15 protein-coding genes are annotated in these 20,547 nt (G+C 68.0%); 14 read left to right on the top strand and 1 reads right to left on the bottom strand.

Annotation, left to right across the window (positions count from 1 at the left end; all coding sequences use genetic code 11):
• Nucleotides 1-32 precede the first annotated feature (32 nt).
• The 6 genes from EV379_RS13200 (at nucleotide 33) to EV379_RS13175 (ending at nucleotide 6,893) form a co-directional block, all read left to right on the top strand.
• Nucleotides 33-968 carry a carbohydrate ABC transporter permease gene (locus EV379_RS13200; protein ID WP_242616376.1) on the top strand — a complete coding sequence of 312 codons (936 nt, stop codon included), beginning with the start codon at nucleotides 33-35 and terminating at the stop codon, nucleotides 966-968.
• The gene (locus EV379_RS13195) at nucleotides 965-1,870 is read left to right on the top strand and encodes a carbohydrate ABC transporter permease (protein ID WP_207226256.1); all 906 of its coding nucleotides are present in this window, start codon (nucleotides 965-967) and stop codon (nucleotides 1,868-1,870) included. The genes EV379_RS13200 and EV379_RS13195 overlap by 4 nt, the downstream gene beginning before the upstream one ends.
• Nucleotides 1,871-1,872: 2 nt before the next feature.
• Complete coding sequence (locus EV379_RS13190) at nucleotides 1,873-3,633, top strand: amylo-alpha-1,6-glucosidase (RefSeq protein WP_130506538.1); 1,761 nt, start codon at nucleotides 1,873-1,875, stop codon at nucleotides 3,631-3,633.
• A 157-nt stretch (nucleotides 3,634-3,790) separates the two neighbouring features.
• On the top strand, nucleotides 3,791-5,092 hold the full coding sequence (locus EV379_RS13185; protein ID WP_130506537.1) for an ABC transporter substrate-binding protein: 1,302 nt from the start codon (nucleotides 3,791-3,793) through the stop codon (nucleotides 5,090-5,092).
• The gene (locus EV379_RS13180; RefSeq protein WP_130506536.1) at nucleotides 5,093-6,019 is read left to right on the top strand and encodes a carbohydrate ABC transporter permease; all 927 of its coding nucleotides are present in this window, start codon (nucleotides 5,093-5,095) and stop codon (nucleotides 6,017-6,019) included.
• 10 nt (nucleotides 6,020-6,029) lie between these two features.
• The gene (locus tag EV379_RS13175; RefSeq protein ID WP_130506535.1) at nucleotides 6,030-6,893 is read left to right on the top strand and encodes a carbohydrate ABC transporter permease; all 864 of its coding nucleotides are present in this window, start codon (nucleotides 6,030-6,032) and stop codon (nucleotides 6,891-6,893) included.
• A 71-nt stretch (nucleotides 6,894-6,964) separates the two neighbouring features.
• Here EV379_RS13175 and EV379_RS13170 read toward each other — a convergent pair whose 3' ends face one another.
• The gene (locus EV379_RS13170; protein WP_130506534.1) at nucleotides 6,965-7,621 is read right to left on the bottom strand and encodes a GntR family transcriptional regulator; all 657 of its coding nucleotides are present in this window, start codon (nucleotides 7,619-7,621) and stop codon (nucleotides 6,965-6,967) included.
• A gap of 181 nt (nucleotides 7,622-7,802) precedes the next feature.
• On the opposite strand from EV379_RS13170, the gene EV379_RS13165 reads away from it, so the two are divergent.
• The 8 genes from EV379_RS13165 (at nucleotide 7,803) to EV379_RS13130 (ending at nucleotide 20,519) form a co-directional block, all read left to right on the top strand.
• Complete coding sequence (locus tag EV379_RS13165) at nucleotides 7,803-9,920, top strand: beta-galactosidase (RefSeq protein ID WP_242616375.1); 2,118 nt, start codon at nucleotides 7,803-7,805, stop codon at nucleotides 9,918-9,920.
• Nucleotides 9,921-9,928: 8 nt separating this feature from the next.
• On the top strand, nucleotides 9,929-11,368 hold the full coding sequence (gene gcvPA, locus EV379_RS13160; protein ID WP_130506533.1) for an aminomethyl-transferring glycine dehydrogenase subunit GcvPA: 1,440 nt from the start codon (nucleotides 9,929-9,931) through the stop codon (nucleotides 11,366-11,368).
• On the top strand, nucleotides 11,365-13,038 hold the full coding sequence (gcvPB, locus tag EV379_RS13155) for an aminomethyl-transferring glycine dehydrogenase subunit GcvPB (protein WP_130506532.1): 1,674 nt from the start codon (nucleotides 11,365-11,367) through the stop codon (nucleotides 13,036-13,038). Before gcvPA ends, gcvPB begins: the two co-directional genes overlap by 4 nt.
• A 116-nt stretch (nucleotides 13,039-13,154) precedes the next feature.
• A complete protein-coding gene (locus tag EV379_RS13150; protein ID WP_207226255.1) occupies nucleotides 13,155-14,378 on the top strand; it encodes an ATP-NAD kinase family protein in 1,224 nt (407 codons plus the stop codon).
• Nucleotides 14,379-14,415: 37 nt separating this feature from the next.
• On the top strand, nucleotides 14,416-15,174 hold the full coding sequence (locus EV379_RS13145) for an SDR family NAD(P)-dependent oxidoreductase (RefSeq protein WP_120255567.1): 759 nt from the start codon (nucleotides 14,416-14,418) through the stop codon (nucleotides 15,172-15,174).
• Nucleotides 15,175-15,194: 20 nt separating this feature from the next.
• Nucleotides 15,195-16,892 (top strand): sensor histidine kinase, encoded by a 1,698-nt coding sequence (locus EV379_RS13140; RefSeq protein WP_130506531.1) that lies wholly within the window; start codon nucleotides 15,195-15,197, stop codon nucleotides 16,890-16,892.
• Complete coding sequence (locus tag EV379_RS13135) at nucleotides 16,889-18,097, top strand: diguanylate cyclase domain-containing protein (RefSeq protein WP_130506530.1); 1,209 nt, start codon at nucleotides 16,889-16,891, stop codon at nucleotides 18,095-18,097. Before EV379_RS13140 ends, EV379_RS13135 begins: the two co-directional genes overlap by 4 nt.
• Nucleotides 18,098-18,149: 52 nt before the next feature.
• Nucleotides 18,150-20,519 carry a putative bifunctional diguanylate cyclase/phosphodiesterase gene (locus EV379_RS13130; protein WP_130506529.1) on the top strand — a complete coding sequence of 790 codons (2,370 nt, stop codon included), beginning with the start codon at nucleotides 18,150-18,152 and terminating at the stop codon, nucleotides 20,517-20,519.
• The last annotated feature ends 28 nt before the right edge of the window (nucleotides 20,520-20,547 follow it).

Genomic DNA, 20,547 nt, shown 5'->3' with positions numbered 1-20,547 from the left:
GCGAGCGGGTGACGGCGGAAGGATCCGCCACAGTGGGGCGGTCCGCCGCCACCCTCCTGCCAGGCGGCCTCCGCAAGGAGGCCGCCTGGCGGCGCCGCGATCGCTCGTGGGGCTACGTCTTCGTGGCGCCCCAGGTGGTCGGCATGGCCATCTTCGTGCTGCTGCCATTCGTCGCCAGCCTGGTTCTGGCCTTCACCTCGTGGGACGGCCTGACCGAGCTCACCTGGGTCGGCTTCGAGAACTTCACCGCGCAGCTCCAGGACGAGCTGCTGCTCCGCTCCATCGTCAACACCCTGCTGATCGCCGTGATCACGGTGCCGCTCGGCCTCGGCTTCGCGGTCATCATCGCGGTCGCGCTCGAGAAGCTCAAGACGCGCACCCTCTACCTGATCCTGTTCTTCGCGCCGGTCGTCACCAGCACGGTCGCCGTCGCCATGATCTGGCAGCAGATGTTCCGCTCCGACGGCGTGCTGAGCAACGCGATCTCCAAGATCTTCGGCATCACCCCGCCCGATTGGCTGGGCGATCCCAAGCTCGCCCTGATCGCGGTGTGCATCGTCTCGATCTGGTCGTCGATGGGGCTCAACGTCATCATCTTCATGGCCGGGCTGCAGAACATCTCGCCGTCGGTCATCGAGGCCGCCCGCATCGACGGGGCAGGAGCCTTCCGCCTGTTCATGCAGATCCGTCTGCCGCTGCTGAGTCCGATCATCTTCTTCTCGTCGATCGTCGCGTTCATCTCGTCGCTGCAGACCTTCGACACCGTCTTCATCCTGACCCAGGATGCCGGCCCGGACAACGCCACCCGCACGATCGTGTACCACATCTACGATCTCGGTTTCGGTCGTTTCGAGTTCGGCCCGTCCAGTGCGGCCGCCGTCATCCTGCTCGTGCTCACCCTCGTGATCACGGCGATCCAGTTCGGCGCCCAGAAGAAGTTCGTTCACTACGAGGATGACCCAGTATGAGCACCACAAATCTCGACACCCGCGCCATGACCATGCCGGATGGTGCAGGCAAGCGCCCGTCTGGAGCGCGCACAGCCAAGACGGGTCGCTCCCTGCTGATCCACCTCGTGCTGATCATCGCCGGGGCGGCCATGGTGTTCCCGTTCCTCTGGATGCTGCTCACCTCGCTGAAGACGCTGCCGCAGCTGCTGCAGGACCCGCTCAGCTTCTGGCCGGACCCGTGGACCTTTGACAACTTCATCGACGCCTGGAACGCCGTGCCGTTCGGGCAGGCGTACTTCAACAGCATCTACATCGCCGTGCTCGCCGTCATCGGCACGCTGGTGACGGCGTCGATGGCCGGCTACGCCTTCGCCCGCATCCGCTTCGCCGGCAGCAAGATCATCTTCCTGGTCTTCCTGGCGACGCAGATGATCCCCAAGCAGGTCACGCTCATCCCGTTCTACCTGCTGATGAGCCAGCTCGGCTGGGTCGACTCGCACCTGTCGCTGATCGTGCCGGCCATGATGGTCAACCCCTTCGCCGTGTTCCTCATGCGCCAGTTCGTGCTGTCGCTGCCCAAGGAGCTCGAGGAGGCCGCGATCGTCGACGGTGCAGGCCGCTGGCGCATCTTCTGGAGCGTCATCCTGCCCAACCTCAAGCCCGGCCTCGGCGCGCTCAGCATCATCGTCGCGCTCGACGTGTGGAACGCCTTCCTGTTCCCGCTCGTGCTGCTGAACACGCCTGACCTCTTCACCGTGCCGCTGCTGCTGGCGAGCTTCCGCGGCCAGTTCGGCTCCATCAACTACGGACTGGTGATGGCGGCATCCGCCATCGCGACGATCCCGATGCTGGTCGCCTTCGTCATCGGCCAGCGCCGGATCCTCAACAGCATGGCCGCCTCCGGCCTCGGAGGGCGCTAGGCATGGCTGAGCTCGTGACCACGGATGCCGCAGCGTTGGCCCGTGCGGCCGGCGCCAACCTCGACCTCGTGCGTGCGCCGTTCACGCTGCCACGCTCGCGCCTGCTGGTCTTCGCGGCCGGTGCGGGCGGGCGCCGCACGGTGCCGGTCGATTCCACTGCTCCGATCGAGGGCGTGCGCGTCTGCACGGCCGAGTACGAGCGGCGCCTCGACGACTGCGAGGTGTTCCGGGAGATCCGGGTGCTGGACGCCGCCGGAGCCGCGCTGCCCGTCACCGACATCCAACCGCAGCTGATCGAGTTCGGTGGGGGAGTCGTGAGCCTCAGCTTCGCCGGTCCCGCCGCGTTGAGCATCGGCCTGCGCGACGACGCGGCCGCCGGCGATGGGCCCGTCACCGTCGAGCTGCACGGGCCGCGCGGCGACGCGTCCGTCCCGGTGCAGCGCTTCCCGCTCGGCGGCGCCGCGGCATCCGTCTGCCTCGCGATCGCCCCGGACCGCAGCGCGACGATCGCCGTCGCCGGTGCGGCGCAGCACCGCGAGCACGCGGCGGCGAGCGAGCGGCTCTGGCTGGACTGGTTCGCCAACACCCCGCGCGTGCGGCCGGAGCTGCAGGAGATGACCGCGTTCTGCTGGTGGGTGCTCGGCGCCAACATCGTCGAACTGCCGGCGCTCGGCAACGCCCGCGCCGTCGTGCCGTCGAAGATCGGCTACGTCGGCCTCTGGCAGTGGGACGCCTACTTCATCGCCGTCGGTCTCAGCCACGGCGACCCGGAACTCGCCAGGGAGCAGCTGGAGCTGGCGTTCCGCTTCCCGAGCGCGGACGGGCAGCTGCCCGACGTCGTGCACGAGGAGGGGATCCTCGCCACGAGCGACGATCTGCCCGCGGCCGACCGCGAGACGCTCCGCCGTGCCGGGTCGAGCATTGCCGACCCCGGTTCGCCTGTGCCGCTGACCAAGCCGCCGCTTGCTGCCTGGGCGCTGCGCAAGGTGATGGACGCGACGCCGGGCGACGATGAGTGGGCCAAGGCGCTGCTGCCGACGATCGCCCGCTCGCAGGACTGGTGGTTCACCGTCTCCGACCTCGACGGCGACGGGATGCCGGAGTACGGCCACCCGTACTCCTCCGGCCTCGACGACAGCCCGATCTTCGACGGCCCGCTGCCGACGACGGCGCCAGACCTCGGCGCCTACCTCGTGCTGCAGGACGCCGAGCTGGCGCGTCTCGCCGAGCACTTCGGGGTCGCGGACCCCGGCGTCGCCGAGGCGCACCGCGCGCGCTCGACGGCGACGATGGCCAAGCTGCTCGAGCTGTGGGACGAGGAGGCCGGCTTCTTCCGGGCGCGCGCCGCGGGAGAGCCCGTCGGCAGCTACGCCGTCGTCAGCCTGTTGCCGCTGCTCACCGGTGCGCTGCCGGTTCCCGTGCTCGAGCGCATGCTCGCCGCCCTCGACGACGAGCGGCTGTTCGGCACACCGTGGGGCGTCCCGACCGTCGCCGTGGACGATCCGGACTTCTCGCCGGAGCGCATGTGGCGCGGACCGGTCTGGATCAACATCAACACGCTGCTCGTCGAGGGCCTGCGCGCCTCCGGCCAGCCGGAGCGGGCGCGGGAACTCGCCGAGCGCACGGTGGCGCTGGTCACGCACGGCGGCGGCCCGCACGAATACTTCAACCCGTACAGCGGCGAGAAGGCGGAGACCGCGACGACGGCATTCGGCTGGTCGGCCGCGCTCTTCATCGAGCTCGCGGTGCAGCTGAGCGCCTAGCCAACAACGACACGCAGGAGGAGAGCTCCGGCACGGCTGCATGCAGCCATGCCGGAGCCCTCCTCCTGCGTTTTTCGCGCCATCCGGAGCCTTGCCCTCCGAACTGAATGCGGTGTACTGTATTCAAAATACCGCTCCATCTGACAAGGAAGTCACCATGAAACTGCGTACCCTGCTCGTTCCCGCTGTGGCGCTCGCACTGCTCTCCGGCTGCACGATGGGTGGTGGTGCGGCTGCCCCCGTCACCCTCGACCCGGCCGCGAAGCCGACGGGGGAGATCACCGTCTGGTCATGGGATGTCGCGGCCACCGCACTCACCCGACTCGGTGCCGAGTTTGAGAAGGCGAACCCGGGAACCACCATCAACGTCGTCGACGTCGGCTACGACAATGCCTACGACAAGCTCTCGGTCGGATTTCAGGCAGGCAGTGGCCTGCCCGACCTCGTCACGATCGAGACCGATCGTGCGCCCGGCTACATCAACGAGTTCCCCACCGGGATCGCGGATCTGACGCCGGTGCTCGGCGACAAGCGGGACGACTTCGACCCGTTCAAGTGGTCGGCGCAGTCCGACAAGGACGGCGCGCTCAGGGTGGCCCCGTGGGATTCCGGCACCGTCGGACTCTTCTACCGCAGCGACTACTTCGCCGATGCCGGCATCGACCCGGCCGACATCGCGACCTGGGACGACCTCGTCGCGGCGGGTGAGACGATCAAGGAGAAGACCGGCCACACACTGATGTCGCTCGACGTCGCCACCGGCGGCGGCTTCCAGATGCTGCTGCAGCAGCAGGGCCAGGGCCTCTTCAACGACGCCGGTGAGATCACCATCGGCTCGCCCGAATCGGTCGAGGCGCTCACCCTGCTGCAGACCATCAACGAGAAGGGCCTGCTGAAGAACGTCACGGGTTGGGACGGCCGCGTCACCTCGGCCAAGGACGGCGACTCCGCCGTCACGCCAGAGGCCGTCTGGTGGATCGGAACCCTGCTCGGCGATGCGCCGGAACTGAGCGGCACGTACGGTGTCACCGAACTTCCCGCGTTCGCTCCCGGTGGTGTGCGCACGTCCAACAGCGGCGGCTCCGGCCTCGCGATCCCCACGCAGGCCAAGAACCCCAACCTCGCGGCGGCCTTCCTCGACTACGCCCTCGCCAACACAGACAACCAGGCGTCGATGATGGTCAACGAGGGCCTGTTCCCGTCCTACCTGCCCGCCCTCGAGACCGAGTTCTTCTCCGAGCCGCAGGACTACTTCGGCGGCCAGAAGGTCTACGAGCTGTTCGCGGAGCAGACGGCGAACATCCCGCCGATCACCTTCACCACCGACAACGCCGAGGCCAGCGACATCGTCGCCAACGCCGTCGTCGCCGCCGTGCTGAACGGTGCAGACCCGGCCACCGTGCTGAACGACGCCGCCCAGCAGATCGCCACCGCCACCGGTCGCACGATCGCCGAATAAATGCTGACGCAGACTCCGGATGCCGCGGTCAAGCGCGGCCGCACCGGAGCGCAACCCTCCCGGTCGCTGGGGCGCAAGCTCCAGCGACCTGGAGCGTTCTTCGCGCTCCCCGCCGCGGCCCTGCTCGCGATCTTCTTCACCTTCCCGCTGCTCTCCTCGCTGTGGCAGAGCTTCTTCGCCACCTCCGGCGGAGTGTCAACCTTCGTCGGGCTCGATCAGTATGCGCGCCTGTTCAAGGACCCGCTCATCGCCAAGAGCCTCGGCAACGCCGGCCTCATCCTGATCATCCAGGTGCCGCTGATGATCGGGCTCGCCCTCGGCCTCGCCTACCTGCTCAACCAGGCCTGGCTGCGTTTCAGCTCCGGGTTCCGGCTGCTCACCTTCCTCCCGGCCGTCACGACACTCGTCGCCTACGCGGTCGTGTTCCGCGTGATGCTCGCCACGGACGGCGGCGCCATCAACCAGATGATCGGCCTCGTCGGCATCGCGCCGGTCGACTGGCTGAACAACGAGGTATGGGCGCGCGTCGCCCTCATCGGCGCGATCACCTGGCGCTGGACCGGCTACAACATGGTCATCATCCTGGCCGGCCTGCAGGCCATCCCGGCCGAGTTGTACGAGGCGGCCCGCATCGATGGCGCAGGGCGCTGGCAGATCTTCACCAAGGTCGTCATCCCGCAGCTGCGCCCTGTGCTGATCTTCACCACGATCACGTCGACCATCGGAGCCCTCCAGCTGTTCGACGAGAACTACATCCTCACCGGGGGAGGGCCGAGCGACGCCACGCTGACGCCCGTGCTCTACCTCTACAAGGTCGGCTTCCAGCACTTCGACTTCGGCTACGCCTCCGCGATCGCGTGGCTGCTCGTGATCCTCACGGCGATCGTGTCCATCATCCAGTTCCGCCTTATGCGAGAGAAACCGTGAGAGAGAAGCAATGAGCGAGTTGCTCCAGAGGCGCCAGAGCCTCGCGCTGCGGGTGCGAGCCGGCATCCTGCACAGCCCCGTCTACCTGATTCTCATCGTCGCGAGCGTGCTCAGCGTGCTGCCGTTCCTGTGGATGGTCATCTCGTCGACGCACGCGACGAAGGACCTGTTCGTCACGCCGCTGCCGGTGCTGCCCGGCGGCGAGCTGTGGAACAACCTGGTGCGACTCCAGGAGTCGATCAACTTCAGCCAGGTGATGCTGAACAGCTTCGTGATCGCCGTGATCTACACGGTGTTCAGCGCGATCATCAGCATCATGGCCGGCTACGGCCTGGCGAAGTTCCGCTTCCGCGGGCGCGGTGTGCTGCTCGCCGTCGTGCTCGTCACCATGATGATCCCCATGCAGGTGCTGCTGGTGCCGCTGTTCCAGATGATGGCGGGCGCCGGCTGGATCGACAGCTACCAGGCCGTCATCCTGCCATTCCTGGCGAACGCCTTCGGCATCTTCCTGATGCGGCAGTCCTTCCTCGACTTCCCGGACACGCTGATCGAGGCGGCACGGATCGACGGGGCGAACGAGCTGCGCACCTTCTACCGCATCGTGCTGCCGGTGGCGAGGCCGCAGATCGCGGCGCTGATCATCTACACCTTCATCAGCCAGTGGAACGCATTCATCTGGCCGCTGCTCATGCTGAACACGCAGGACAAGTACACCGTGCCGGTCGCGCTGAACACCATGATCGGCCTCTCCCGCGTCGACTATTCGGGGCTGATGCTCGGATCGCTGCTGGCCACGCTGCCGCTCATGATCCTGTTCCTGGTGTTCCAGAAGCAGTTCGTCTCCGGCCTGCTCGGCGGAGCCGTCAAGGGCTGAAAAACGCAGGAGCAGAGCCTCGCGAGACCGGATATGGCCTCGCCGAAGCTCTGCTCCTGCGTTTTCTGGCGCTAGGCCGTGAAGTACGGGCCGCTGGAGTTCTTCAGGATGCGCTGCATGCCGTTCATCCAGTTCGCGGTGAGGGCCGCGGATGCCGCGGCGACATCGCCGTTGACCATGTGCTCGGCGATCGCGGCGTGCTCGGCCGCGACGCGCTCGATCATCACCTCGTCGGGCACAAGCAGCGACTCGTAGCGGTGGAAGGCCTGGCGCACCGAGGTGGCGAGGTCGATCAGGCGCTGGTTCGGGCAGCCGCTGAGCATGATGTCGTGCCACTCGTCGTCCTTGCTCACGACGAGGGCGTGCTCGACGATCTCCTGGTCGAACTCGGCCGAGAGGCGGGCGAGCCGCGCGCCGATCGTGCGGAGCTCATCGGGGTCTGTGAGCTGCAGCGCCAGTGACTCGAGGGAGGCCATGATCGGTGCCAGGTCTTCGAATTCCCGGGCGCTGAGCGGCACGAATCGGAATCCCTTGCCGTTCTCGCTCTCGATCTGGCCCTCGCTCTCGAGCGCGATCAGCGCCTCGCGGAGCGGGGTGCGGCTGACGCCGAGCTCGGCGGCCAGTTGCACCTCGTTGATGCCCTCGCCCGGTTGAACCGCGCCGTTGCGCATGCGCTCAAGGAGTTCCTCGCGCACCTGCGCTCGCAATGTACGACGTTCGATAGCCATATCAAGCCTCTCTCAGCCGGGATGGCTTCGCTGTCAGCTTAGGGCTTGACCATGCGAGGCATCCGGCATACTGTGTCTGTATACAGAATACAGTCTGCATTTCTCGCTGTAAAGCATCTGCCCGGAATCCGGCCAGAAACAGCGCGGCAGGCTCGACCCACCGGTTCAGAGAGGAGAAGGTGTGACGAACGCGCAGCCAGCCGGCAGCCCCCGTGCCATCAAACTCAGCGCACTCGCCTACGGAGGCGACTACAACCCCGACCAGTGGTCGGAGGAGACGTGGATCGAGGACGCACGCCTCATGAAGGAGGCCGGCGTCAACATCGTCAGCCTTCCCGTGTTCTCGTGGCCACAGCTGGAGCGCACACCGGGCGAGTTCGACTTCGGCTGGCTCGACCGCGTGCTCGACATCCTCTGGGACGCCGGCATCGCCATCGACCTCGCCACCGCCACGGCAACGCCGCCGGCCTGGCTCGTGCGCGCCCACCCCGAGATGCTGCCGCACAACGTCGACGGCCAGCAGCTCGAATTCGGTTCCCGTCAGGCCTACTGCCCGAGCTCCCCGGTGTGGAAGAGCAACGTCGCCCGCATGACCCGGGTCATGGCCGAGCGCTACGGCAGCCATCCCGGCCTCGCCCTCTGGCACATCTCGAACGAGTACGGCGACCACATCTCCCGCTGCTGGTGCCCGGCGTCCGCCGCGCACTTCCGGCAGTGGCTCGAGGCCCGCTACGGCACCATCGAGGCGCTGAACGAGGCGTGGGGCACCACCGTCTGGGGCCAGCGATACAACGACTTCGCCCACATCGAGCCGCCGCGCACGGCATCCGGCCCGATCAACCCGACCCAGCAGCTCGACTTCGAGCGCTTCTCGAGCGATGCACTGCTCGAGCTGTTCCAGCTCGAGATCGACGTGCTGCGCGAGGTCACCCCCGACATCGCCGTCACCACGAACTTCATGAGCCTGCTGCGCGACCTGAACTACTGGGATTTCGCGGCCGTCGAAGACCTCGTGACGGATGACGCCTACCCGGATCCGGCCGACGACACCGCCCACGTCGGGGCCGCCCTCAACTACAGCCTCATGCGCGGTCTCAAGGGCGGTCAGCCATGGCTGCTGCTCGAGCAGGCACCGAGCGCGGTGAGCTGGCGCGACATCAACGTGCCCAAGGCACCGGGCCAGATGCGGATCATGAGCCTGCACGCCATCGCCCACGGCTCAGACGGCGCGATGTTCTTCCAGTGGCGGCAGGCCAAGTTCGGCACCGAGAAGTTCCACTCGGCGATGCTCGGCCACCGCGGGGAGGCCTCGCGCAGCTTCCAGGAGACGAAGGCGTTCGGTGCGGAACTGAAGAGCCTGGAGCCGGTGCGCGGCACCCGCGTGCGGGCGTCGGTCGCGCTCGTCGTCGACTGGGATTCCTGGTGGGGCAGCTCGGCGCCGGACTCGCTGCCGTCGCAGCGCCTGAAGTGGGCCGAGCAGGCCCGCGCCTGGAACGCCGCCCTCTTCGCACTCGGCCACACCGTCGACGTCGTCAAGGCCACCGGTCCGTTCGACGGCTACGAGCTCGTCGTCGTGCCGAACCTCTACATGGTCGACCAGGCGCAGGCCGATGCCCTCAGCGCCTTCGTCGAGCGCGGCGGACGCCTGCTCGTCGGCCCGTTCAGCGGCGTCGTCGACCCCACCGAGAAGGTGCACGCCGGCGGCGCCCCCGGCCCGCTGCGCGAGCTGCTCGGCGTCGAGGTCGACGAGCACTGGCCGATTCCGGATGCCGAGCACGGCACCATCACGCTGGCCACCGGCGCGAGCTACCAGACCAGCATCTTCAGCGAGTGGATCGACGCGGCATCCGGCACCGAGGTGCTTGCGAGCTACGCCGACGGCGAGCTGGCCGGCCGCCCCGCGATCACCCGCAGGGCGCACGGTGCCGGCGCGGCCTGGTACGTCAGCGCCGTCGTCGAGTCCGCGGCGCTGGAGGCGGTGCTGCGCGACGCGCTCAGCGAGATCGGGCAGCCCAGCCGCTCCGCCAGCGGAAGGCACAACGACCTCGAGGTCGTCACCCGTAGCGACGGCGAGACCGACTTCACCTTCGTGCTCAACCACGGGCGCGACACCATCACCGTCGAGCTGCCCGCCCAGATGCACGGCGACCTGGCCACCGCAGGCCGTGATCTGCTCACCGGTGAGGCCGTCGGCTCCTCGCTGACGCTGCCCCGCTTCGGCGCAGCGGTGATCGCCCACCCCAGCCTCGACGAGGCCCCATTCATCACGCTCACGGCATCGGCCGAAGCAAGCCACTGAGGATCACCATGACAACACCGTTCGTCCACCCGTACATCCCCAACACGGCACCGGCCACCAAGGCGGCCATGCTCGCCGCCGTCGGCGCCGAGTCGATCGAGGAGTTCTACGTCGACGTCCCGGCCGAGATCCGCCTCGGCCGCGCGCTCGACCTGCCTGCGCCGTTCACCGCGGAGGCCGACCTCACCCGCCACGTCGAGGGCCTGCTCGGGCGCAACACCCCGACCACGCAGCGCCTCAGCTTCCTCGGCGCGGGCACGTACAACCACTACGTGCCCGCCGTCGTCGACGAGGTCATCAACCGCAGCGAGTTCCTCACCGCATACGCCGGTGAGCCATACGAAGACCACGGCCGCTTCCAGGCGCTGTTCCAGTACCAGTCGCTCATGGCCGAGCTGCTCAACATGGACGTCGTCAACGTTCCGACCTACGACGGCTTCCAGGCCACGGCCACGGCGCTCAGCATGGCAGGCCGTCGCTCCGGCCGCAGCGGCATCGTCGTCGTGAGCGACGTGCTGCCGGACAAACTCAGCCGCGTCCGCGACTTCGTCAGTTCGAACCTCGCGCTGCACCACGTTCCAACCGTCGACGGGCTGGCGGATGCCGCGGCCGTGGCCGCGCTGGTGAACTCCGCCGAGCTGGCCGGCGACGTCGCCGCGATCTGGGTCGAGACGCCCAGCTACCGCGGGGCGGTCGAGTCCGGCATCCGTGCCCTCGCCGACATCGCCCACGCGGTCGGCGCCGTGCTCGTGGTCGGAACCGACCCTGTCGGCTACGGCGTGCTTACGCCGCCGGCCGACCAGGGCGCCGACATCGTCTGCGGCGACATCCAGTCGCTCGGCCTGCACCAGTGGTACGGCGGCGCGCACGCCGGATTCATCGCCGTGCACGACGACCCCAGCTTCATCATGGAGATGCCGTCGCGCCTGTTCGGCCTCGAGTCGACGACCGTGCCAGGCGAGTACGGCTTCGGCGACGTCGCATGGGACCGCACCTCCTTCGCCCTGCGCGAGGACGGCAAGGAGTGGGTCGGCACCGCCGCGGCGCTCTGGGGCATCGCCGCCGGTGTGCACCTGGCGCTGATGGGGCCGCAGGGCATGGCCGAGCTCGGCGAGACGCTGCTCAGCCGCACCCGCTACGCCCAGCAGCAGCTGGCAGCAATCGCCGGCATCCGCCTCACCGACTCCGCGCTGCACCTGCGCGAGTTCGAGATCGACGTGGCCGGCGCCGGCCTCAGCGCGCAGGGCATCGTCGATGCGCTCCGCAGCGAGGGCATCGAGCCGGGCGTCGTGACCGGCGTGAGCACTCTGCTCGTGTGCGTCACCGAGCTCAGCTCGCAGGCCGACATCGACCGCCTGGCAGAGGCCGTCCGCGCGCTCGCAGAAACAACCACAACCACCGCCTCCGACAACAACGCCTCTGACAACACCGAGGAGAAGAGCGCATGAGCCTCCCCATCGCCCCCAAGCCCACGCTGCGCCGCTTCCACCAGGCCCGCTGGGACGAGCCGCTGATCTTCGAGCTGACCGCCCCGGGTGAGCGCGGCGTGCTCGTGTCGCAGACGGAGCCCGGTGTGCGTGCCGCCGTCGGTGACGTGCTCGCCGAGCTGCCGGCCGGACTCCGCCGCGAGAAGCCGGCCGCCCTGCCCGAGATGGGGCAGATGCGCGTGCTCAAGCACTACCTGCGCCTCTCGCAGGAGAACCTCGGCGCCGACTTCAACATCGACATCGGCCAGGGCACCTGCACCATGAAGTACGCGCCCAAGGTCAACGACCGGCTGATCAATACCCCGAACCTCACCGCGATGCACCCGCTGCAGAACGAGGATGACGCACAGGGGATCCTCGAGATCATCTGGCGCACGGAGCAGATGCTCGCCGAGATCTCCGGCATGCACCGCGTCTCGCTGCACACGAGCGGTGGCTCGACCGCGATCTGGACCAACATCGCCATGATCCGTGCCTACCACGAGGCCAACGGCGAGGGGGAGCAGCGCGACGAGGTCATCACGACGATCTTCAGCCACCCCTCCAACGCGGCGGCAGCCAAGGCGGCGGGCTACAAGGTCGTCACCCTGTACCCGGATGCCGACGGCTACCCCGACCTCGAGGCGCTCCGCGGTGCGGTCGGCCCGCGCACGGCGGCGATCATGATCACGAACCCGGAAGACACCGGCATCTTCAACCCGCACGTCAAGCGTTGGGTCGAGCTGGCGCACTCCGTCGGAGCACTCGCCAGCTACGACCAGGCCAACGCCAACGGCATCCTCGGCATCACGCGTGCCCGCGACGCCGGCTTCGACGTCTGCCACTTCAACCTGCACAAGACCTTCGGCACCCCGCACGGCTGCGGTGGCCCCGGCGGCGGGGCGAGCGCGGTCTCCGAGGCGATGACCCCGTTCCTTCCCGGCCCGCTGGTCGACCGTTCCGTCGGAGCCGACGGCGTCCGCTTCACGCTGAACGCCGATCTGCCGCAGTCGATCGGCAAGGTGGCGCCGTTCTACGGCGTCATCCCGACGATCGTGCGCGCATACTCCTGGATGATGGCACTCGGCGCTGAGGGTCTCCGCGCCGTCGCCGAGACCGCCGTGCTGAATAACAACTACCTGCTGAAGAAGGTGCTGGAGATTCCCGGCGCCTCCGCGCCGTACGCCGTCGGCCGCCGCCGCATCGAGCAGGTGCGCTACTCCTGGCAGGAACTGTTCGAGGAGACCGGCATCAGCTCGGAGGAGATCGGCATCCGCGCGGCCGACTTCGGCATGCACTACTGGACGAGCCACCACCCCTACGTTGTGCCCCAGCCGTTCACGCTCGAGCCGACCGAGTCGTACTCGATGGCCGAACTCGACGAGTACGCGGCCGTGCTGGCGCAGATCGCGAGCGAGGCGCGGGAGAACGCCGAGCTCGTGCGCACGGCGCCGCACAACCAGACCGTGCACCACACCCACCACGACGACCTCGAGGACCCGGCCCGCTGGGCGATCACGTGGCGCGCCTACCAGCGCAAGCACGGCGAGGCTCTCGCCGAGGGGCGTGCGGCGGCGCGTGCCGCCGGGGAGACCCCGCGTGCCGATGTCGCCGCGACCGTCGTGGCGGCTGATGCCGTCGCAGCCGTCTGAGCCCCACGACACGAGCCAGGCCATGACCGCTGATCGCACCCTCGCCCAGCCCCCAGCACCCTCCGGTGTGCAGGGGGCCGGCGGCGCGCCGCGCAGCGTCGCGAGAGGCGGCAGCCGTGTCTAAGGAAACCTCAGGGGCCCCCACCGATGCCGTCACGGTGAGTCTGCGGCGGCTCGGCCTGATCGTGAACCCGGTCGCCGGCCTCGGTGGGCCTGCCGGGTTGAAGGGCAGCGACGGGGCCGACGTCCAGCGCCTCGCGCTGCAGCGCGGGGCCTCAGCCCGCGCGGGGGAGCGCGCACACGCCGCGCTGGCCGTCGTCGCGGCCGCACACCCGGGGATCGAGGTGCTCACGGCATCCGGGGCCCTCGGCGAGCACGCCGTGCGCGCCGCCGGCCTCGTGCCCCGCGTCGTCTACGCGCCAACCGCGACCGACGCCACGACGGCCGCCGACACCCAGGCCGCGGTCGCGGCCATCGCGGCCTCCGGCGCCGAGCTCATCCTCTTCGTCGGCGGCGACGGCACCGCCCGCGACGTCGTCGCCGGCCTCACTTCTCAACGGACCGGCGCGCCGGTGGCGGCGCTCGGCGTGCCAGCCGGCGTGAAGATGTACTCGGCGTGCTTCGCCGTGAGTCCGAGTGCGGCCGGCGCTCTGGCCGCCGCCTGGGTGGGGGAGCAGGCTCTGCCGGTGCGGGAGAGCGAGGTGCTCGATGTCGTCGAGGAGCAGCTGCGCCACGGCCGCGTCGAACCCCGCCTGTTCGGCTACCTGCTCGTGCCGTTCCAGGCCGGCCGCACCCAGGCGCGCAAGACGCCGTCGCCCAGCTCGGAGGCGGCGGCCGCGGCATCCGCAGTGCGCGGGGTCATCGCCCAGCTGCGCCCAGGCGTGCGCTACCTGCTCGGTCCAGGCAGCACCGTCGCGGAGCTCGGCCGACAGCTCGGCCTGGCCACGACCCCGCTCGGCGTCGACGTGCTGCTCGACGGGCAGCTCGTTCTGACGGATGCCACCGAGCAGCAGCTCCTCGCCGAGATCAGCGGGCGGCAGGCTCAGGCCATCGTCACGATCATCGGCGGCCAGGGCTTCCTGCTCGGTCGCGGAAACCAACAGATCTCGGCCCGCGTCGTGCGCGAACTCGATCCGGCGCAGCCGCTCATCGTCGTCGCCCCGGAACAGAAGCTCATCGAGCTCGGCGGGCGACCGCTGCTCGTCGACACGGGTGACGCTTCCGTCGATGCGAGCCTGGCCGGCTTCGCCCGCATCACAACGGGCGTCAGCGGCACCAGCATGTACCCGGTGAGCGCGCCGGAGAGCACACTGGAACGCACCCCCAGCTACACACCCTGAACCAGATCCACCGTCACCAACACCCCAAGGAGCAGTCATGCGTCTCGAAAACAAGAAAGCCATCGTCACGGGCGGTGCAGGCGGAATCGGCCGCGCAACCGCACTGGCCTTCGCGGCCGAGGGCGCCCAGGTCGCCGTCGTCGACCTGCGGGCGGATGCCGCGGAGGCTGTCGTCGAGGAGATCCGCGCGGCGGGCGGCACCGCCGTCGCGATCGCGGCCGACGTCTCGAACGAAGACGACATCCAGCGCATCATCGCGACGACCGTCGCGGAGTTCGGCGGCGTCAACGTCGTCTTCAACAACGCCGGCATCATCCGCAGGACAACGGCCGTCGAGACCACAGCGGAAGAGTGGGACAGGGTCTTCGGCGTCAACGTGAAGTCGATCTTCCTCATGTGCAAGCACGTCGTGCCGATCATGGCCGAGAACGGCGGCGGTTCCATCGTCAACACGGGGTCCGGATGGGGCCTCAAGGGCGGCGGCCAGGCCATCTCCTACTGCGCCTCGAAGGGTGCGGTCGTCAACATGACCCGCGCGCTGGCGATCGACCACGGTCCGCAGGGCATCCGCGTCAACTCGGTGAACCCCGGCGATGTCAACACCGGCATGCTGCTCGAGGAGGCCCGCCAGCTCTCGCAGGATGCGAACGCCTTCCTCGCGGAGTCGGCCGACCGCCCGCTCGGCCGCATGGGCCAGCCCAGCGAGATCGCCGCGGCCGTCGTCTGGCTCGCCAGCGACGACTCCTCCTACGTCACCGGTTCGGCTCTCGTTGTTGATGGGGGTGGCATCGCCTGATGCCGCGATAAGGTCTAGCCATGACACCGCGCGCGACGGAGGCTCGGCCCGAGCAGAGGGCCGCGCGCCCGGTGTGGCGTGGCGCGGTTTCCGTGCTCGATCTGGGCAGGCCCGACCGCTCGATCGCCTTGACTCAGCTGCTCTTCGGGGCCGTCGTCCTCGCCGTCTTCACGACGTTGATGGTCTTCGGCCCCGGAGACAGCAACCCCGTGCTCTTCTACAGCGGCATCCTGCTCGCCTTCGTGGCGTGCTGCCTCGCCGTCCTGTTGCCATGGTCTGCGCTCCCTCCCGGCCTGGTGCTGTTGTTGCCCCTGCTGGACATCGTGGCGATCGGCTTCCTGCGCATCGCCCAGCCGCAGCTCGGCCTCGGTCTGCTCTGGGTCTTCCCTGTCCTCTGGGTCTCGACCCTCGTCGGCGTCGCCGGGATCACCGCGAGCATCCTGCTCGCCGGTTCGTTCGTGGCCATCGACATCGCGCTGCGGCACGTCCCGCTGACGATCGCCGCGATGCCTGCCCTCATCTTCCTGCCGGTCGTGCTGATCTTCATCGGAGCCTCCGGCTACCTGACTGCTCGCCGAGATCGGGCGCAGCGCGTGCTCCTCGGCAAGCAGGCGGAGCTGCTCGAGGGCGCGCTCGCGCAGGCGCGGCGGCAGGAGGAGCTGCTTGCCGAAGTGTTGAACACCGTCGACTTCGGCGTGATCCGCATCGATCGCAGCGGCCAGACAACCATCGTCAACGAGGCCCAGGCACGCCTGCAGTTCGCCATGGGAGTGACGGATGCCAACGCGCCGGTTCCTGCCGGCGTCAGCGTCGTCGCTGCCGACCGCGTCACGCCGATCTCCCAACGCGACTCCCCATTGCAACGCGCGATGCGCGGCGAGGAATTCGAGCCAGTGACCGTCTGGATCGACACGGGCAACAGCGACCGGGTGGCCCTGTCGATCACCGCGCGCCGCCTGCAGAGCGGGAACGGCGAGTACGACGGAAGTGTCGTGGTCTCCCGCGATGTGACAGCAGAGGTGGCGGCTGTTCTCGCACGAGACGATCTGATCGCCTCGGTCTCGCACGAGTTGCGAACCCCACTGACGTCGATTCTGGGGTATCTGGAGCTCGTCATCGACGGCGGGGACCTCCCGCCGGCTGCAAGCAGCCAGCTGCAGATCGTCTACAGGAATGCGAACCGGCTGCTGGAGCTGGTCGCCGACATTCTGGCCTCCTCACGTGAGGCCGCGCAGCCGATGGTGTTGCGCCTGGCCCCGTGCGCGTTGCTCGAGGTCGTCGAGCAGTCCGTTGAGTCGTTGCTGCCGCGGGCGGCGGAGCGCGGCATCCGCCTCGACTTCAGTGCGGCAGAGCCGACGACGCTGGTGGCCGACGGATCGCGGCTGCGTCAGCTCATCGACAATCTGCTCGCGAACGCGATCAAGTACAACGTCGAGGGCGGCGAGGTCACGATCGGCATCGCCAGCGACGACAAGACCGTGTGGCTGATCGTGCGCGACACGGGCATCGGCATCGCCGACGCCGAGCAGCCGCTGCTGTTCGACAAGTTCTTCCGTTCCGAGTCGGTGCGCAACTCCAGCGTGCACGGCAGCGGACTCGGACTCGGCATCAGCCGGGAGATCGCCCGCCTGCACGGCGGAGACCTGACCGTGCAGAGCGTCGAGGGCGAGGGCACGACGGTGCTCGTGACCCTGCCGAAAGACAAGGAAGCTTCATGATCGACGGCTGGACGATTTCCCTGGCGAGTGCGCTCGTCGTCGTGGTGACAGCGGCCCTCTTCATCGGAAGCACCATCTCGCACAAAGACAGCGAGGCCGGTCGCATCTGGGCAGCCGGCTACCTCTGCGGCATCCTGACAACGATGAGCTTCCTGGTCTGGCTCCTCGCGCCCGAACTGTGGTGGGCCTCATCGGTCGGCAACACCGCCTTCGTCGCCGGCACGGGATTCTTCTGGATCGGATGCCGCAGGCACAACGGGCGGCCGACCCGGTTCCTCCTGCTCGCGATCGTCTGCACCGCGGTGCTCGTCGCCGGGCTTCTCCCCGGACCGGACAGCGACGAGTGGGCAGGCGCGCACGTGTACTTCCTCGGCAACATGCTCTTCGCCGTGCTTGCCGCCGTGGAATCGGCGCGCGGTGAACTCAGCCGGGCCCTGGGCTCACGCCCGATGGTCGTCGTCTTCAGCGTCGAGGCTGTCTTCTTCACCGGGCGCCTGATCCTCTTCACGACGGAGGGACCGGACGGACCGATCTTCTCCCTGTTCTTCGGCGCCTCTGCCACCGCATTCGTCACGATGATCATGGTCATCGTGCTCTCGAGCTCGATGTCGGTGATTCGATCCGCTCACGGCGCTCACGCCGAGCTCGCAACACGGAGCAGTCGACGGACGGCCGCGGCCATCGGCTACAACAGCGACGACGTGCTCACGGAGCCGTCATTCGAGCGCGTCCTGGCCGATTGGCTGGAGCGCGCGGAGTTCCACGACGAGCAGTTGGCGCTGCTGCATTTCGATCTCGATGACCTGGCCGAGATCAACACGGCGTTCGGGCGCGCCAGGGCCAACACCATTCTGGCGCGCTACACCGCTGTCGTGCGTCGATTCGGGCCGCCCAACTCCGACATCGGGGTGGCCGGCCCCGGACGCCTCGTGTTGGCGACACCGATGTCATCGGTGGATGAGGCGCTGGCCGTTGCCGCAACCGTGCAGGCAGGGCTGCTCGAAGAGAAGATCGACGAGTTCGCCGGGCTGCGCCCGACGATGAGCGTCGGAATCGCGCTCACCGACTACACCGGATTCGATTTCGAGTTGCTCAGCGCCGCCGCGATGCGTGCGTGCAAACGAGCGTCGGATGCCGGGGGCAATCGGATCATGCTCGACACGGGTCTGCACACGGCAGGGCCGCTCGGCAGCGGAGTGCGCTGACTAGCCGCCGCGGCTGAGCTGTCTGCGCGTCGCGTGGCTCTAGTGTTGTGCTGTGAAGCCAGCGCGAATTGTCACCCCGTGGGATGCCATCTTTCTCGTGCCGGCAACGATCTTCGCGCTCGCGATGGTCGCGATCGCACTGGCGACTCTGACGACCCTGCCGCTCGGTTCGTGGCTGTTGGCCCTGTTCGCCGTCGCCGGATTCGCCGCCGCCGGGATCTTCCGCCTGCCGATCTCCCGACAGGCCGGAGTGCCGCTGCCGGGGTTGGCCATCGCCATTCTCTCCGCGTCCGACCTGATGCAACGGCCGATGCTCATGATCGGCCTCTACACGATCGGAATCTACTTCTCCTATCTGTATCTGTTGCGCAGGCCGGTCATCTCCATCTACGCGAGTGGAGTCGCCTCGCTCGGCGCGATGGCCTACGTGCTCATCTACCGGGCGTTCAGTGACATCGGTCTCGGACTGTTGGGGTACCTGCTCGCCTCTGGCGGCTACCTCCTCATCGTGCTGATGGTGGAGTTCAGCCGGCAGCGTGGTCGGTGGAACAGCGACGGCACGTTTGGGATCTCCTCACTCAGCGCGGTGAAAGTGGTCCGTGTCTGGCTGCTGCTCACCGGGATCTCCGCCGTGCTGCACACGGCGAAACAGCTCCTCGTCGAGACGCACTTCTCCAACCCGCAGGCCGTGATCACGGTGCTGTTGATCATGGGCTGTTCGCTGGTGCTCGTGCTTCTCGCGGTCAAGGACAACCTCAGCAACGTCGTGCGGCGCCTCGAGAGTCTCGTCGAGGCCTCGCTCGCGCTGCCGTGGGAGGAGAAGGGGCAGGTGGAGACGCTCGTGCGCGGCTTCGCCCAGGATGCTGCCAATGCTGAGGCGACCGAGATCCGAGCTACGCCTCCCGGCTACTCGGAGATCGGTGCCCCGATCTCGATTGCTGCCGACGAGGAACAGTATCTCGTCGTTCGCCGATCGCCGGCCGCGACGGCATTCACCGACGGAGATCAGCGCGTCGTCGACGCGCTCGCCCACATCGGCAGTGAGGTTTCCCGGGTCAAGGAGAGCGTCGAGGGGCTGCGGTTGCGCGCGAACACCGACAGCCTGACCGGTCTGCCGAACTACGGGTCATTCCAGGACGCGCTGAAATCGATCAACGACAACCGCGGCTATGGCGAGGCCATTGCCGTGCTGTTTATCGATCTCGACAATTTCAAGAAGCTCAACGATCGAAACGGCCACGCCGCGGGCGACTTCGCGCTCAAGGAGGTTGCCCAGCGCCTTGTGAACACCGTGCGCCCAGCGGATGTCGTTGCTCGCGTGGGCGGAGACGAGTTCGTCGTCGTGCTCACAGGGTTGAGCAGTCTGCACCAGGCCAAGATGGTCGCGGACCGGATCGTGGACAACTGCGGTGCCCGTCTGCAGTTCGGCGAGACAAGCCTCAAGCCGAGCATCAGCGTCGGTTTGGCGTATTCCGCCCACCGCGAGACCGATCTGAGCCGTCTCGTCGAAGACGCGGACCGCACCATGCTCGCCGCGAAGAAGTCGCGTAAGCAGGGCGCTGCAGGTAACGGTGGCAGCGTGAGCATCTCGGCCCACCGCTCGTCTCAGGTGAACGACAGCGTCGTGAGAGCCGTCGAGAACGACGAACTGACCGTGTACTTCCAACCCATCGTCAGCATCGTCGAGAGCCGGATCTGGGCATTCGAGGCGCTCGTGCGCTATACCGACCCCGAGATCGGCCCGATCTCGCCCGCCTCCTTGATCGAGAAGGCGAAGCGGCTCGGTCTTCTCAACCAGCTCACCGAGCAGGTGATCCTCAAGTCACTTCGCGCGGCGAGACAGTTCGCCGATATCGACTCTCGGGTCAACTGCGTCACGGTCAACGTTGAGGCCAAACAGATCCTCTCATCGCAACTGGGACCGTTCCTCGAGACACTGCCGGAGCTCTTCCCGGAGGTCAGTCTCTGCCTGGAGCTCAACGAGCGATCGCTCAGCGTTGTGAGTGACGAGCTGCGCACGCAGGCTGACCACCTGCGCGATCTCGGCATCATGATCGCGCTCGACGACTACGGATCCGAGAACTCGTCGGTCGGCGCCCTGGTGCGCATGCCCATGGACATTCTGAAGATCGACCGATCACTGATCGATGATCTCGGTGATATCAGGCAGCTGGAGGTGCTCCGGGCGCTGCAGGGTTTCGGCGACACCCTGGACTACGCCCTCGTCGTCGAGGGCGTCGAGAGCCCCGTTACAGCGTTGCGGCTGCAGAGCGTCGGCGTTCGCAGCGCTCAGGGCTTCTACTACGGCGTTCCTGCCTCATATGAGGCGACGGCCAAGCGACTGCTCATGCACGGGACGCTTGCCGTTCTGCCCGACGCGGAGCCTGTCGAGGCGCCACTTGCTGCGCGCAACCAGGCCTAGACCGATCACACCATGACCTCTGCGGCGT

The sequence above is a fragment of the Microterricola gilva genome, assembly GCF_004217495.1.
GTDB classification, from domain to species: Bacteria; Actinomycetota; Actinomycetes; order Actinomycetales; family Microbacteriaceae; genus Microterricola; species Microterricola gilva.
This window is presented reverse-complemented; position numbering and strand designations above follow the sequence as displayed.

What these genes read in the sequence shown, in the direction of transcription:
- EV379_RS13140 (WP_130506531.1), top strand. Translation starts at nt 15,195, where the DNA reads ATGACACCGCGCGCGACGGAGGCTCGGCCCGAGCAGAGGGCCGCGCGC.
- EV379_RS13190 (WP_130506538.1), top strand. Translation starts at nt 1,873, where the DNA reads ATGGCTGAGCTCGTGACCACGGATGCCGCAGCGTTGGCCCGTGCGGCC.
- EV379_RS13170 (WP_130506534.1), bottom strand. Translation starts at nt 7,621, where the DNA reads ATGGCTATCGAACGTCGTACATTGCGAGCGCAGGTGCGCGAGGAACTC.
- EV379_RS13185 (WP_130506537.1), top strand. Translation starts at nt 3,791, where the DNA reads ATGAAACTGCGTACCCTGCTCGTTCCCGCTGTGGCGCTCGCACTGCTC.
- EV379_RS13175 (WP_130506535.1), top strand. Translation starts at nt 6,030, where the DNA reads ATGAGCGAGTTGCTCCAGAGGCGCCAGAGCCTCGCGCTGCGGGTGCGA.
- EV379_RS13135 (WP_130506530.1), top strand. Translation starts at nt 16,889, where the DNA reads ATGATCGACGGCTGGACGATTTCCCTGGCGAGTGCGCTCGTCGTCGTG.
- EV379_RS13180 (WP_130506536.1), top strand. Translation starts at nt 5,093, where the DNA reads ATGCTGACGCAGACTCCGGATGCCGCGGTCAAGCGCGGCCGCACCGGA.
- gcvPB (WP_130506532.1), top strand. Translation starts at nt 11,365, where the DNA reads ATGAGCCTCCCCATCGCCCCCAAGCCCACGCTGCGCCGCTTCCACCAG.
- EV379_RS13145 (WP_120255567.1), top strand. Translation starts at nt 14,416, where the DNA reads ATGCGTCTCGAAAACAAGAAAGCCATCGTCACGGGCGGTGCAGGCGGA.
- EV379_RS13195 (WP_207226256.1), top strand. Translation starts at nt 965, where the DNA reads ATGAGCACCACAAATCTCGACACCCGCGCCATGACCATGCCGGATGGT.
- gcvPA (WP_130506533.1), top strand. Translation starts at nt 9,929, where the DNA reads ATGACAACACCGTTCGTCCACCCGTACATCCCCAACACGGCACCGGCC.